The 12,762-nt window shown below is 50.9% G+C and carries 12 protein-coding genes; 4 read left to right on the forward strand and 8 right to left on the reverse strand.

Annotated features, from left to right (window positions below; genetic code table 11):
• The first annotated feature begins 33 nt into the window (after window positions 1-33).
• A complete protein-coding gene (locus Q0499_RS20765) occupies window positions 34-864 on the forward strand; it encodes an HDOD domain-containing protein (protein WP_299203877.1) in 831 nt (276 codons plus the stop codon).
• A 98-nt stretch (window positions 865-962) separates the two neighbouring features.
• Here Q0499_RS20765 and Q0499_RS20770 read toward each other — a convergent pair whose 3' ends face one another.
• The 3 genes from Q0499_RS20770 to Q0499_RS20780 are packed head-to-tail and all read right to left on the reverse strand — an operon-like array spanning window position 963 to window position 4,489.
• Window positions 963-2,321 (reverse strand): cyclopropane-fatty-acyl-phospholipid synthase family protein, encoded by a 1,359-nt coding sequence (locus tag Q0499_RS20770; protein ID WP_299203880.1) that lies wholly within the window; start codon window positions 2,319-2,321, stop codon window positions 963-965.
• Complete coding sequence (locus tag Q0499_RS20775; protein ID WP_299203883.1) at window positions 2,308-3,120, reverse strand: DUF1365 domain-containing protein; 813 nt, start codon at window positions 3,118-3,120, stop codon at window positions 2,308-2,310. The genes Q0499_RS20770 and Q0499_RS20775 overlap by 14 nt, the downstream gene beginning before the upstream one ends.
• Window positions 3,113-4,489: an FAD-dependent oxidoreductase gene (locus Q0499_RS20780; protein WP_299203886.1), complete on the reverse strand. Its 1,377-nt coding sequence runs from the start codon at window positions 4,487-4,489 to the stop codon at window positions 3,113-3,115. The genes Q0499_RS20775 and Q0499_RS20780 overlap by 8 nt, the downstream gene beginning before the upstream one ends.
• 203 nt (window positions 4,490-4,692) lie before the next feature.
• On the opposite strand from Q0499_RS20780, the gene Q0499_RS20785 reads away from it, so the two are divergent.
• From Q0499_RS20785 to Q0499_RS20795, 3 genes are read left to right on the forward strand one after another with little or no spacing between them, the layout of a single operon-like run.
• A complete protein-coding gene (locus Q0499_RS20785; RefSeq protein ID WP_299203889.1) occupies window positions 4,693-5,298 on the forward strand; it encodes a sigma-70 family RNA polymerase sigma factor in 606 nt (201 codons plus the stop codon).
• Complete coding sequence (locus Q0499_RS20790) at window positions 5,288-5,941, forward strand: ChrR family anti-sigma-E factor (protein ID WP_299203892.1); 654 nt, start codon at window positions 5,288-5,290, stop codon at window positions 5,939-5,941. The genes Q0499_RS20785 and Q0499_RS20790 overlap by 11 nt, the downstream gene beginning before the upstream one ends.
• Before the next feature lie 30 nt (window positions 5,942-5,971).
• Window positions 5,972-6,196, forward strand: coding sequence for a TIGR02450 family Trp-rich protein (locus tag Q0499_RS20795; RefSeq protein WP_299203895.1), 225 nt, complete (start codon window positions 5,972-5,974; stop codon window positions 6,194-6,196).
• Between the two features lie 59 nt (window positions 6,197-6,255).
• Here Q0499_RS20795 and gspD read toward each other — a convergent pair whose 3' ends face one another.
• The 5 genes from gspD to Q0499_RS20820 all read right to left on the reverse strand — a co-directional run bounded on the left by gspD (window position 6,256) and on the right by Q0499_RS20820 (window position 12,758).
• The gene (gene gspD / locus Q0499_RS20800) at window positions 6,256-8,376 is read right to left on the reverse strand and encodes a type II secretion system secretin GspD (protein WP_299203897.1); all 2,121 of its coding nucleotides are present in this window, start codon (window positions 8,374-8,376) and stop codon (window positions 6,256-6,258) included.
• Window positions 8,377-8,388: 12 nt separating this feature from the next.
• Complete coding sequence (locus tag Q0499_RS20805; RefSeq protein ID WP_299203900.1) at window positions 8,389-8,982, reverse strand: hypothetical protein; 594 nt, start codon at window positions 8,980-8,982, stop codon at window positions 8,389-8,391.
• A complete protein-coding gene (gspM, locus tag Q0499_RS20810; RefSeq protein WP_299203903.1) occupies window positions 8,979-9,566 on the reverse strand; it encodes a type II secretion system protein GspM in 588 nt (195 codons plus the stop codon). Before gspM ends, Q0499_RS20805 begins: the two co-directional genes overlap by 4 nt.
• A complete protein-coding gene (locus tag Q0499_RS20815; RefSeq protein WP_299203906.1) occupies window positions 9,553-10,662 on the reverse strand; it encodes a PilN domain-containing protein in 1,110 nt (369 codons plus the stop codon). Before Q0499_RS20815 ends, gspM begins: the two co-directional genes overlap by 14 nt.
• Before the next feature lie 68 nt (window positions 10,663-10,730).
• Window positions 10,731-12,758 carry a S8 family serine peptidase gene (locus tag Q0499_RS20820; RefSeq protein WP_299203909.1) on the reverse strand — a complete coding sequence of 676 codons (2,028 nt, stop codon included), beginning with the start codon at window positions 12,756-12,758 and terminating at the stop codon, window positions 10,731-10,733.
• Window positions 12,759-12,762 lie beyond the last annotated feature (4 nt).

The following is a 12,762-nucleotide window of genomic DNA, read 5'->3' on the forward strand; positions in this document are numbered from 1 at the left end:
GTCGCCAAAGCCTGATCTTTGACGGATTTTGTTATGTGCGCTAAACCCTACCTGATTCCCCCTCGACCTGAGACACTTATTAAGCTCTCTGCGCTTTTGAAGGCGCCCCAACCTGATCTGGATGCAGTGGTAAACACGATAAAAGCTGATGTGTCTCTCTTCACAGTGGTGATGTCGACAGCGAACAGTCCGCTCTTTTCAGGTGCCAGTCAATTTAAGACATTGCATCAGGCGGTAATGAGACTGGGGCTGAAACGGCTATTTACTCTGGCAGAGCTTATTTTACTAAAAAGATCTCTGTCAAAAACCGGACGATTAGATCGGTTCTGGGATACCTCGACAGAAGTGGCTGAGATTGCGGCACGCTTAGCTATTCAGTTATCCAGGGAAAACGCTGATCAGGCCTATGCTTTAGGGATGTTACACGATTGCGGTGTGCCGTTAATGATAGAGAGTTATCCCGGTTTTCGGGATTTTCTGGGAGCCCATGAAGCTGAAAATCACTCCGCGCTTAGCTTGAAAGAAAGAGAAGTCTTCGGCGTTGATCATTTCACCGTGGGTGCAGACATTGCTGAAGCGTGGCGGATGCCTAAAGATATTTGTGATGCTATCAGGTTACAACTTAACTATCCTGCGGTACTTTTGAATCCGCTCAAGGGAGTAGGCGAGAATAGTAAAACGTTATTTTGTCTGGTACTGCTGGCAAAAAATATTAGTGAGCGTTTCAGGCGGTTTTGGCGAATTAATAGTCCCCGTTCGGAAACTTATCAATTAAAGCAGGCACTTGAATATTTAGGCTTATCTGAAGTCGACTATATTGATATTCGCGATCACTATCTTGATGAGTTGATCTCGACCAACTAATCGCTGTCGAGGTGAAAGACTGCCCCTAAGTAAGCACCTGTTTCATAAGCTCTAACTTACAACGAGGCTCCAATGGCCTCGTTCTGCTCTGACTAAAATCAGGGGGTCGTGTTGATGATTGTATACAGCCCTACATCAATACTGCCCTCTTCAAAACCACCTTCGCAATAACAAAGATAATAACGCCACAAACGTCTGAATTTTTCATCGTAGCCCAGACGCTCCAGCTCATCTGTCTGCTGTTCGAAACTTTCACGCCAGAGCTTCAGAGTACGGGCATAATCTTTACCGAATAACTGCTTATGTTGCAGGGTAAAACCATGTTCGGCGAACTTTTGCTCCAGTCGGCTTATACTCGGCAGCATGCCACCGGGAAATATATACCGTTGAATAAAGTCGGCCTGATTGCGGTAGGTTTCAAACCGTTCTTCTTCGATACTGATCACCTGAAGTACGGCTGAGCCGCCCGGTTTAAGTGATTTTTTCAGCGTAGTGAAATAGCTGTCCCAGTATTTTTCGCCCACCGCCTCGAACATCTCGATAGAGACAATTGCGTCATACTGGCTGAGTAGATCGCGGTAATCGGTAAGGCTGATATTGGCTCTTTTGTCGAGTCCGGCAGATGCGAGTCGGCTACGGCTCCACTGTAGTTGTTCTTCCGACAGGGTAATGCCATGAACCCTGACATTATGTTGCTGCAATACCTGCTCGGCAAAGCCACCCCAGCCACAACCGATCTCCAGTATGTGGGCATTGTCTGCCGGTTGCAGCAGATCAATGATCTCTTGGTATTTAGCTGTTTGTGCCTGCTCCAGTGACTGCTGTTCGGAACTAAACAACGCCGATGAATACGACATGGTCGGGTCCAGCCAGAGCTTGTAAAAATCGTTGCCCAGGTCATAGTGGGCCGCAATATTACGCCGACTGCCGCTGCGGCTGTTATGGTTGCGCCAGTGATGAATGTTATCAAACAGTTGTTTGACAAAGCCCGCTTTGGCGAACCCCTCAAGGATGGCTTCATTTTGTAAGGCCCAGCGAACCAGCGCCGTCAGATCAGGGCTATCCCACTCCCCGGCAATATAACCCTCAGACCAGCCAGTGGTGCCTCCGGTAAATAAGCGGACAAGGGGTCTCAGAGTGTTCAGTTGTACGGTGACCTGAAGCGCGTCAGTGGGTGGATTCTGAGTATCAGTTTCACCTTCTTGAGGAGAACTATTCTGGACAGTGCTGCCTTTACCAAACGCCTGTTGATAGCCACTGGGCATAATCAGATGGATGCGTCCGTGTGTTTCGCTCAGAGCGTCACTGATTCGGTTCAACACCCGCTGTTCCAGCCAGCTGGGATTTATCGCTGAACTAAATTCGCTATTGTAGTCTTGCTTATAGCGGTGTTGCGACAGAGTTTTAACTTGTGACCGGCTTGCAGCTGGGGTTGTCTCGTAGTTACAGGTTTTCATAGTGAGTTTCTCCATTGCGATCTGACCAGCTGATGCTGTAACTTTTTGAAGTGTTGCGTGGCACGAGTTTTAATCCCTTCAGCCACAGTCTTAATGCTTCCCAGTGGATCGCACCCATGACCTTAAGTGTCATCAATGGGTGGCTGAAAAACAGCCGTAGCAGGTTTTTGTCGGAGATCTCCTGACGCTGTCCGGTAAACGTGGCGTTGAGTATCGGCGTGACCTTACTGCCATCTTTACTGCTCTGATGAATACACACCGATACGCTCTCACGGGGGGGGAGAATCCTGAAGCTGTAGGCGGTATCCATGGGCATAAAGGGGCTGACATACATCAGCTTATGACAACTGTGGCGAACGATCTTTTCATCCGGTTTATCGTTCACCAGCAGGTAGCTGTGTCGCTGCCCGAAAGTGTTGCTGACTTCATAGAGAATCACTTCCGGCTCATCGTTCTGGTTATAACAGAAGTAGACACTCAACGGGTTGAAGGTATACCCCAGTATGCGTGGATAGCAGAGTAGTTCTATGCGGGTTGTAGCCGATGCGTATCCCCGGGAGGACAGCAGCTCGGTAATTTCCTGACGCAGCTGCCCATCTCCGCGACCGTAATCTTTTTCATGAAACGAGAACAGATTGAAGCGGTTGATGGCAAAAAGCCTGAAAGCTTTGTTAAGCAATGGCAGTTCATCCAGATCAACACAGAGGGAGAACACCCGGTAGATAAAACGGTGTCGTTTCGGCGTGAAACGGTGGTGCATAACCACCCCGGCGAACACCGATGAGTTGAGTTTAGCCATTAATACGCTTCCTCAACTGATCTTTGTCAGCCTCATTTGCTTGAATATCGGAGACAAAAATTCGGCTGTTCGGGTTGTCCAGACGCCAGGGCCGGGGAATGCCGCCCAGCTGTTCTGCCACCGCCAGGCCTGACTGAATACCATCTTCGTGAAATCCGTAACCAAACCAGGCACCGCAGAACCAGGTATTCTGACGTCCCTGGAGACGCCACAGCTTTTGTTGGTTCGTCAGTGAGTCGCGGTTAAACGCGGGGTGGTCATAGAAAAAGCTGCGTATCAGTTTATCTGCTGCCGGCTCTTTCAGTGGATTAAGGGACACAATCACCGGTTGTTCGGTTGGCAGTGGCTGCAGACAGTTCATCCAGTAACTCACCGAGACCTCCCGGTCATCCCGGCCGCTGCCTGAGGCCATATAGTTCCAGCTGGACCAGACGGTTTTATCTTCAGGAAGCAAGCTCTGATCGAGGTGGAGAAATGCCCGGTTTCTCTGGTAGGGGAAACTGCTCAACAGCTGTTGCTCATCTTCGGTAGGGTTGGCCAGCAGTGCCAGCGCCTGATCTGCATGGCAAGCCAGTACGACGTCGTCATAATGCTCCCGGCCGCCGTGCAGGTCCTCGATTATCACTCCATTGTTCTGACGGATCACTTTATGGATGTGACTGTTGAGTCGGATGTTACCCTTCAATGCAGCCGCGACTTTGTTGACATAGCCTATGCTCCCGCCGGGAATCGTATGCCACTGGGGGCGGTCACTCACTTGTAACAGCCCGTGATTTTTGCAGAATCTCAGAAAGCTTACGGCCGGATAATCGAGCATCTGTTTCACCGGTGTGGACCAGATAGCGGCACCCATTGGCAGCAGGTGGTCATAGATAAAGCGCTCACCGTAACCATGACGGTCGAGCAGTTCACCCAGGCTGATGTCAGCCAGAGAGGGATCAGCCATCATGGTGTCAGCGTTGCGATAAAATCTCATCAGGTCTTTAATCATCGACCAGAAAGCAGGGCTTATAATATTGCGTTTTTGAGCAAACAGACCCCCCAGCCCTGAGCCGCTGTATTCTAAACGGCCATTATCGATGGAGACTGCGAATGACATATCGGTTTCACAGGTTGGCAGATTGATATGTTCAAAGAATTTAACCAGATTCGGGTAGTTTACCGGGTTAAAGACGATGAAACCTGTATCGACATTGACCTGCGTTCCGTCGAGATCGAAGCTCACCGTATTGGAATGCCCACCCAGCCGGTCATCTTTTTCGTAGAGCGTCACCTGATGCGCTTTGTTCAGCAGCCAGGCACAACTCAGCCCTGCAATACCAGAACCGATAACGGCGATTTTTTTGGGGCGGATGGCAGTAATGTTCATTTGTGCAGTCCATACTCTGAGTCTGTTTAAAGCGCTTCGTTTAAGTCATTAAGGTATGTGCTGAGTCAACGCTTTGTTTGCAGGCTATACGTGCAGCGTTCAAAATAGGATCATAGACAGTGTTATGAATAAACAGCTTGACGACAAATGTTTTTTTTCAGTTAAGATGATCCAGATAGTTTAACAAATACGTACAGGGGCTTATGAAAAACACACCACCGGGAGAGGATGTGGATAACATCGTGCAACTCAGTCAGGCCGATATGGCCAGCTCCGACTGGAGCGATCTGCTGGGCAGTCTCGCTGCAAAGCCTGATAAAAATATATATGCCCGGTTATTTAATCATTTCGCACCTAAAGTGAAGGCCTATATTTTGCGTCTGGGAGTTGGCGTGTCTGCCGCAGAAGAGGTGACTCAAGAGGTTATGTTGTCCGTGTGGCGTAAGGCGCACATGTATCACCCTGAGAAAGCGGCCGCGAGTACCTGGATCTTTACCCTGGCGCGAAACCAGAGCATCGACTGGATGCGAAAACAGAAGTACCCCCAATACAGCCTTGATGAATGGAGTGAAACTGCTTCGGAGTCGGGGCAGGGGGAGCAGGAAGTGTTGTCAGACCGGGTAGCTAAGGCGATAAGCCAGCTGCCTGAAAAACAGGCGCAGGTTATTTATATGTCATATTTCGAAGGGCGGTCTCATGGTGATATCGCCAGCCGTCTCGATATTCCGCTGGGCAGTGTTAAGTCCAGAATACGGCTCGCATCCGAAAAACTGAAACAGATCTGGGGAGGTGAAAACTATGAGCATTAATCACCATCTCGATGATGCAACGCTGGTGAGCTACTCTGCCGGCGCGCTGTCTCAGGGTATGGCGCTGGTGGTGGCATCTCATCTGTCGATCTGTCCTCAGTGTCGCAAACGCGCTGAGGTGAATGACAGCGTCGGTGGCGCATTGCTGGAGTCTCTTGAGGCTGAAACTGTTGCCGATGGAATGCTGGCATCTATCCTCACTCGGTTGGATGATATGCCAGTCCAGCTTACAGAGGTTTCAACCGACACCGCTGTAATCGACCCTGAGATTCCTTCACCTCTGCGTGATTATATAGATCGTCCGCTTGATGATCTGGAATGGAAACGAATCGTCCCTGGGGTTGCCTATTATGATATGCCCTGGGAGGGGCATGGTGTATCCCGTTTGCTGAGAATTGCACCGGGTAAAGCGATGCTGGCACACACCCACAATGGTAATGAGCTGACCATGGTGTTGCGCGGTTCGTTCTCTGATGAGGTCGGACGTTTTCGTCGCGGAGATGTAGCTGACCTGGATGACCAGATAGAGCACCAACCGCTGGTGGACAGTAAAGAAGACTGTATCTGCCTGATTGCCACCGACGCGCCCCTCAGGTTTACCACCTTGTTTGGTAAGCTGGTGCAACCGATCACCGGTTTCTGAGCGAATGCCTGAAAAGAATGACTAAAACGAATGACTGAAAAGAACCGCTTTAACCCGTCTAAACTGCACCTGAGTAAGTGGACAGCGGTTAAACCGCAAAATAAAGAGAAACACTTTCTAGTGACTAAGTTGCTAAAGGATGACGAAGGCGTTGTGCAACAGTGTGTGCTTGAAGCTGTTCTAAGTCACCGTGAACAGGTTGTTCAGTGGCAGACACTGGCTGATAGTGAAAGCTGGAAACAGGGCTGGTGTTGAATCCTTGTATTAAAAAAGCCGGACAGCGCTGTCCGGCTTTTTGTTAATAGTTCATCTGTTTACAGTTTTAACGCCTTCATCTGCCGCTTAAACTCTTCGGTCACTTCCCGTGCCTGGTCGCGGTTTTTAATCGCTGTCGGTGTGATCATCACCACCAGCTCAGTGCGGCGGCTGGTTTCACTCTTCGAACCAAACAGATAGCCAAGACCGGGTACATCTTTTATGCCTGGCAGGCCAGCATCCCCCAGGTCTTTGTTCTCTCTGATAAGGCCGCCCAGCACCAGAGTATCGCCGCTTTGTACCGCGACTGTGGTTTTAATCTGGCGCTGATTGATGGTTGGGGACTGAATACCTGAAGAGGTTGTCACCGATGCATCGCTGACGTCCTGATTGATCTCCAGTACCACCATTCCACCATCTTTGATCTGTGGTGTGACCTCCAACAGAACCCCGGTATCCCGATACTGAACCGAGGTGGTGATGAGGTTGCCACTGCTATTTGAGGTGTTGGTGGTTTCTGAAGTCGAGATGGGCACCTGATCACCGACCTTGATGGAGGCGGACTGGTTATCCAACACCATCAGGGAAGGTGAGGAGATGACATTGATGCGGCTATCAGAGGCGAGTGCAGTCAACAGCGCGAGTGGGTTGTTGATTCTGTCCAGAACCTGATATTTGAAGCCGGTTGAACTTTGCGGGCTCGTCAGTGAACCGTTACCGGTATCGCCGTTGCCAAAACCATTTTTGAAGAACCAGTCGATGCCGTATTTCAGATCTCCGGACAGTTTTACCTCCACGATCGTCGCTTCAACCAATACTTGTTGAGGCAGCACATCCAGTTTCTGCAGTGCCAGTTCAACTACGCCGTAGTCGGCCTGGGTCGCCAGCACCAGTAGAGAGTTGTTCTCTTCATCGGCGATAATGCTGATATTACCCAGGTTATTCAGAGAGGTCTGACTGGCCAGAGGCGTAAGCGTGCCCTGACTGGTCATGACGGCATTGGGTGCGCTGTTTGTGCCGGCGGCTGTGGTCGGTGACGGGGAACGGGGGCCGCTGCCCTGGCTTCTGTTCTGTGCCCCGGAGCGCTGACCTGAGAACAACTGTTCAAGCATACTGGCGAGATGTGACGCTTTACCATATTTCACTTTGTAGACATGCAGTGATGTACTGGCAAGATTGTCCATCTTGTCCAGCCGGTCGATCCACTGCTCAGCACTTTTCAAATATTGCGGCTGGGGGGTAATAACCATAATGGTGTTCAGCCGTTCGATCGGGACAAATTTAACCAGCCCTGCCATTGGCCCGGACGAGTTGTCACCGAATACATTTTCCAGTTCTCCCAGGATTGTCCGGGTATCAACAGACTGTAAACGGAACAGACCGATCGACATGCCGCGCAGCTGGTTAACGTCAAAGGTCTCGATGGTGTTCAGCAGGGTGTTTAACTCGGTCCGGGAACCCGACATCAGCAGCAGATTATGGGGCTCATCGACGGTGATTCGGGCACCCTCAGACGCGACCGATTTGAGAATTTTCTCCATCTCTTTGGCCGCGATATAGCGTAGTGGTGTTACCAGAGTCTGGAAGCCCTGGTCATTCTGCAGTTTCAGTTGTGGAGCACCACCGGCCAGGGTATTGCTTTTGGGCATGATTTCGATCAGATGGCCGTTATCGCGCAACACGGCACCATGCATAAACAGCAGAGAGTCGAGGGTGGGAATCAGGGCATCACGATTAAGTGGCTGACTGGTGTGCAGGGATACCTTAATGTTCACCGCGTCATTGATGGCGTAGTTGCGGTTAAGAATATCTCCGAGAATGGTTTTTGCCACCTCATGAATATCGGTGTCGTTAAAATTGAGGGTGATATTTCCCTCTCCACTGCCGGAGCCTGCCGGTTGGCTCTGGGTGATCATCGGCCGGGCTTCGGACACCAGCTCAAAGCGCTGTCTATCCGGAGCCGATGTTGTATCGTTCTGAACCTGCTGTATTGAAGCACCAGTCGTATTGTTGCCACTATCAGCACTGTTTCGAGCCTGATTACGCTGGTGAATGATCTGGCCTACGGGCTGGTTAGGTGTGAGGCCTTCATCTGTATAGATGGGGGAGCTGTTACACCCTGTCAAACCTAACAGGGTGACCAGTAGCGGTATAACTTTCCAAATAGATATGCTGTTCATCAAAATCTCCTGCTACTGGTTATCCAACGGACGAACGACTTTGCCATACTGACTCTGATTCATAAAAAGAGAGGACGATCGGCTTCTCTGTGGCCGCGATGAGCCCGGAGCCGAAGGTTTAATCAGCTGCATCTCAATTTCACGTCCGTCATTGCTGAACGTTACGCTGTCCGGACTAATTACGTCCAGTGTCCAGCCACTCAGTTTCATCCCATTTTTTAGTGTTTCATGTTCTTTTTTGCCAATGGCATTGAATAGCGCACTGTTATGCTCACCATTAAGAATAATCCCGGTGAGTATCCAGTCTTGCTCCGGTGTCCGATCCGGCCGGCGGGTGGCGGTCATCGCGGTGCTTATCTCCTGCGGCCTGCGGGTGGAGTAGAACAGCGGGCGTTCACTGATCTCTATGAACTGATCTATCTCTAGATCGGATTCCGGAATTGATGGCAGTTCAGGGAGCGCGGGTGGTTTAGTCAACTGTTCATCTGCAAATCGCGTCGGCTCAGCAATCTGAATCGTCAGTTGAGCGACAAGAATAGCGGTTAATATTGTCATAACCCCCAGTTGCAGCAGTGTTAGTCGGGTCAGGTAACGTACAGCTTTCATAACGCCTCCTTTCCCGTGGTGTAACCTGTGAGATTAAATCTGATATCCAGTGGCGGCAGCACCTGCCTGCGCGCGTAACTGGAGGTTCGTATCGGTGCAGAACTGATGCTGAGGTCTTCGACATAGAGCCCGGGTTTACTGGTTTCCAGAGCGAACAGTAGCTCTTTAAACTCATCTATTCCGGCTTTATATTGTACTTTCAACGTTACGCTGCGGAGTAATTGATCGCCGCTCTGGGTCGAGGGAAGTCCCTGGGTGCTGACGATCTGTCCTCCGGTGCGGCCAACTATCTGCTTAAGGTGCTGCTGCAATTTAGCGGAAACAACGGATCGGGTTTCACCTTCGAAAAAATAAACGCTCAATGGTGAGTCCTGTTTGATCTGCTGTAGCCGGTCCTCTTCATCAGGGCGACTGTCATTCAGGTTTTGGTAGCGCTGTAGCTGAAATGTCAGTGTTTCAATCTGCTCGTTGGCTTGCTGATAACGGCTGACAACCGGGCCGATTACCAGCAGATAGAGAAGAATCATCACCGCAGCCAGTATGCCCAGAGCCAGATAACGTTGTTGCTGTTTATTGAGTTGCATCGCTCACCCTCCGGCTCTGGTTGGCTGAGATCATAAAGCGCTCTTTACCTGAACGTGGGTCCTGGGTTACCGGAGAAAAAAAGCTAACATCGGTTAACTTTCCGGAGTTTTGCAGTAGTGCGATCAATTCTGACGCGTTATCGGCCTCTCCCTGAATACGCAGGGAACGCCCCTGCATCGATATTTTACTCAGCCACACTTCATCAGGTAATAAGCGCGTCAGTTCGGCAATCAGTGACAGGGTTGAACGTTTTTGCTGGGTAAGCTCCACATAATGTTGTTGCTGTTGGAACAGGGTTTGTCGTTCTTCACGAATCTGAAACACCTCTTCGGCCTGGCTGCGCAGTTGCGACACTTCATCAGTCAGTGTCTCTATCTGAGTTTCTTTATCTGCTAGCGGCAGGCTGATAACCGTAATTATCAGAAGCAGATTGATGCATACCAGTGCAAACTGGAATCGTTGGTAACGGGAGCGGTGAGAGGCTTCATCGGATTCTGGCAGCAGGTTAAGGTTGCTGTCCTGCCGGTTAAGAAACGCCTGCGGTATAATCCTGTCAGGGTTAATCCCCAGCTGCTCCAGTTGAGTCAGAATACCCTGAAGTTTTTCTTTGGGGACAAGGTAGAGCTCGGTATGGCACTGCTCTGTTCCTGGCTCATCAGTAATGGAGCCGGTATCAAAGTAGACCTGATCCGCTCTGAAGGGGGTCAGGCGATCCATCTCAAAGCGAACCACATTATCAATATAGTCCCGGGCGTTGCGGGGCACGCTGACGCGGGTCTGTAAAATCATCGCTTCAGGCAGACAAAGTGTTGCATTCTGAGCTTTGGCGATGATTGGTTTTAAAGGCTCAGGTAGGGCGGTCTTATCCCATGGGGCCTGCAGCGTCCAGTGTTGCTGGCCTGCTCTGATTGTTAGTTGCTGCTCCTGTAGTTCCAGAATCAGGCTACAGCTGTCCTGCTGCCATCCCGCTCTGATTCTGGCAGGCAGCATCTGGCCCAATTGACCAAACCACCAGCCGAGGCCGCTGGAAAGTGCCGCAATACCCCCCCGGTACCTCTGCATAAACAGGCCGGAAGTTGAAGTGTCAGTCGTCATCAGCTGGTAACCCCCCGGTCTTCAGCATTAGCAGCCAGCATCCTGCCGGCTGCAACTGTAATGGAACCTTATTTCACCCGAACAACGACTCTTGCCGTGTTGGAACGGAGGCCCTGATCATCCCAGACCCTGTACTTAAATACGTCACGTCCGGTGAATCCATAATTTGGAGTATAGTTGACGGTACCGTCAGCGTTTATTGAAACACGTCCTCCCTTAGTCGGCTGTCGCACTATTTTTAAGGTTGATGATGCGATGTTGTTTTCTGCATCCTGATCATTCGCAAGAACATTTAGCACCGTTGTGGAGTTCTTCTTAACCCGAAACAGATCATTCACGGCCACCGGTGCGGTATTGACTATAGGGGCAGGAATAATCGTCAGGGTGACGGTTGTTTCTGCACTGTCATTCTGACCGTCATTGGCTATGTAGGTGAAAGAGTCATTGAGTGTTCCCCCATTGTGCTGATAGGTAAAACTACCATCGCTGCTGAGTGTTAATGTGCCGTGCAGCGGGGGTGTGAGCAGATGAGCCGTGAGCATATCCTGGTCTGCATCACTGTCGTTGCTGAGCAGACCGGTGGCTGCTGCCACGTTTAGCAGTGTCGACTCATCCACGTTATATTGGTCAGATGATGCCACGGGAGCGCTATTGACCGGCCCGCTAGGGCGGGCGATCTGCTGTAGCCTTGTCAGTGCAGCCTGAGCATCGAGCATTCCGTAACCGGAGTTGCTATCAATGCCTGGCTGATCGATATCCACTGCCGTTTCAATCATTGCTTGTTCCATCTGTTCGACAGTGGCGTAGGGAACAGCGCTTTTCAGAAGCGCCAGGACTCCGGATACATGGGCGACAGCAAATGATGTTCCTCCCACCCACTCAGTGTAGGGTACTCCGGTACCATAGGTCATTCCGGTGGTCTGAACATCCATGCCGGGCGCAGACAGCGTTGGAAATACCGCATTGGTATCGCAGGGAGAAGGCCCCCGGCTACTCGTCATAGCAACGGTCAGAGTATTGTCCAGCGCACCGACTGAGAGGGTTCCTGGAGTGTTTGCCGGGCTCAGGCTGCTATTGCTGCCGGGGCCGGAGTTACCTGCAGCAAAGGTTACTGCGATACCGGAATCTTTAAGTGTCTGGATATCGGACTGGAACTCTGTGTTGCAGGTGCCAGCGGTTTCTAACAATCCCCATGAGTTGTTGACAATATCGGGGGCATCATCGGTATTTGGATTACCGTCAGGGTCCAGTGCCCATTGCAGTGCCGCGTGGAGGTTGCTTAATGAGCTATAACCGCTGCTGTCAAATACACGTGCTGCAATCCACTGAGCGTTGGGAGCCATACCCACTGCGGTTCCTGAGCTGTCGCCCCCGAGAATTAATCCTGTGACGTTAGTACCATGACCGATCACATCCGATGGCAGGGCACTGTTTCCTGCCAGATCGAGCCAGTCGTTACTACCACCGCGAAAGCGTCCAGTCAGGTCCGGATGTCCACCATCGACACCGGTATCGATAACCGCGACAACGACGTTGTCACCGGTTATCCCCTGACTCCATAGCGGAGGAACATTAATGCTGTCGACGTTCCACTCGGGCGCTGACGGAGGTGTATAACTTTGTCCGGGTGCCGCGGTTTGCAGGTCCGATCTGAGGGAGTTGACCTGTGGCAGCTGCGCTAAGGCTTCAACCATATAGGCTGGCAGTGTCAGTGCCACAGAGTTAATGACCCAAAGATCTTTAATCTGCCCCTGCGCTGCGAAGTCGAGTAACGGGTCGAGGTCTTGACGGGCTGCCTGTAATTGCAGTTTGAGCGACTTTAAAACTCTGGATCGCAACAGCTTGCGTAACTGCTTGCGTTCCGCTTTGGTCAGACGGGCGTCCGCATTGAGTTGCTGGCGCAGGGATTTACGAACCTGGCGCAGTGTTCTCTGATTAAATTTTTGATCATTAAATTGCAGAATAACCGCAACCGGGTCAAAACTACCGGTGGCATCGAGGCGCTGTTGCAGTTCGTTAGTGACGGTGGCCGCGCCACTCATTGCTGAAACCAGCAAAGCGGTGGAGAAACATAGTGGCCGGATTATTATATTCATTCTG

The organism is uncultured Amphritea sp. (assembly GCF_937127095.1).
GTDB lineage: Bacteria > Pseudomonadota > Gammaproteobacteria > Pseudomonadales > Balneatricaceae > Amphritea.

Excerpts from the sequence above, each read along its gene's own strand:
- Q0499_RS20765 (WP_299203877.1), top strand. The coding sequence starts at position 34 with ATGTGCGCTAAACCCTACCTGATTCCCCCTCGACCTGAGACACTTATT.
- Q0499_RS20770 (WP_299203880.1), bottom strand. The coding sequence starts at position 2,321 with ATGAAAACCTGTAACTACGAGACAACCCCAGCTGCAAGCCGGTCACAA.
- Q0499_RS20775 (WP_299203883.1), bottom strand. The coding sequence starts at position 3,120 with ATGGCTAAACTCAACTCATCGGTGTTCGCCGGGGTGGTTATGCACCAC.
- Q0499_RS20780 (WP_299203886.1), bottom strand. The coding sequence starts at position 4,489 with ATGAACATTACTGCCATCCGCCCCAAAAAAATCGCCGTTATCGGTTCT.
- Q0499_RS20785 (WP_299203889.1), top strand. The coding sequence starts at position 4,693 with ATGAAAAACACACCACCGGGAGAGGATGTGGATAACATCGTGCAACTC.
- Q0499_RS20790 (WP_299203892.1), top strand. The coding sequence starts at position 5,288 with ATGAGCATTAATCACCATCTCGATGATGCAACGCTGGTGAGCTACTCT.
- Q0499_RS20795 (WP_299203895.1), top strand. The coding sequence starts at position 5,972 with ATGACTGAAAAGAACCGCTTTAACCCGTCTAAACTGCACCTGAGTAAG.
- gspD (WP_299203897.1), bottom strand. The coding sequence starts at position 8,376 with ATGAACAGCATATCTATTTGGAAAGTTATACCGCTACTGGTCACCCTG.
- Q0499_RS20805 (WP_299203900.1), bottom strand. The coding sequence starts at position 8,982 with ATGAAAGCTGTACGTTACCTGACCCGACTAACACTGCTGCAACTGGGG.
- gspM (WP_299203903.1), bottom strand. The coding sequence starts at position 9,566 with ATGCAACTCAATAAACAGCAACAACGTTATCTGGCTCTGGGCATACTG.
- Q0499_RS20815 (WP_299203906.1), bottom strand. The coding sequence starts at position 10,662 with ATGACGACTGACACTTCAACTTCCGGCCTGTTTATGCAGAGGTACCGG.
- Q0499_RS20820 (WP_299203909.1), bottom strand. The coding sequence starts at position 12,758 with ATGAATATAATAATCCGGCCACTATGTTTCTCCACCGCTTTGCTGGTT.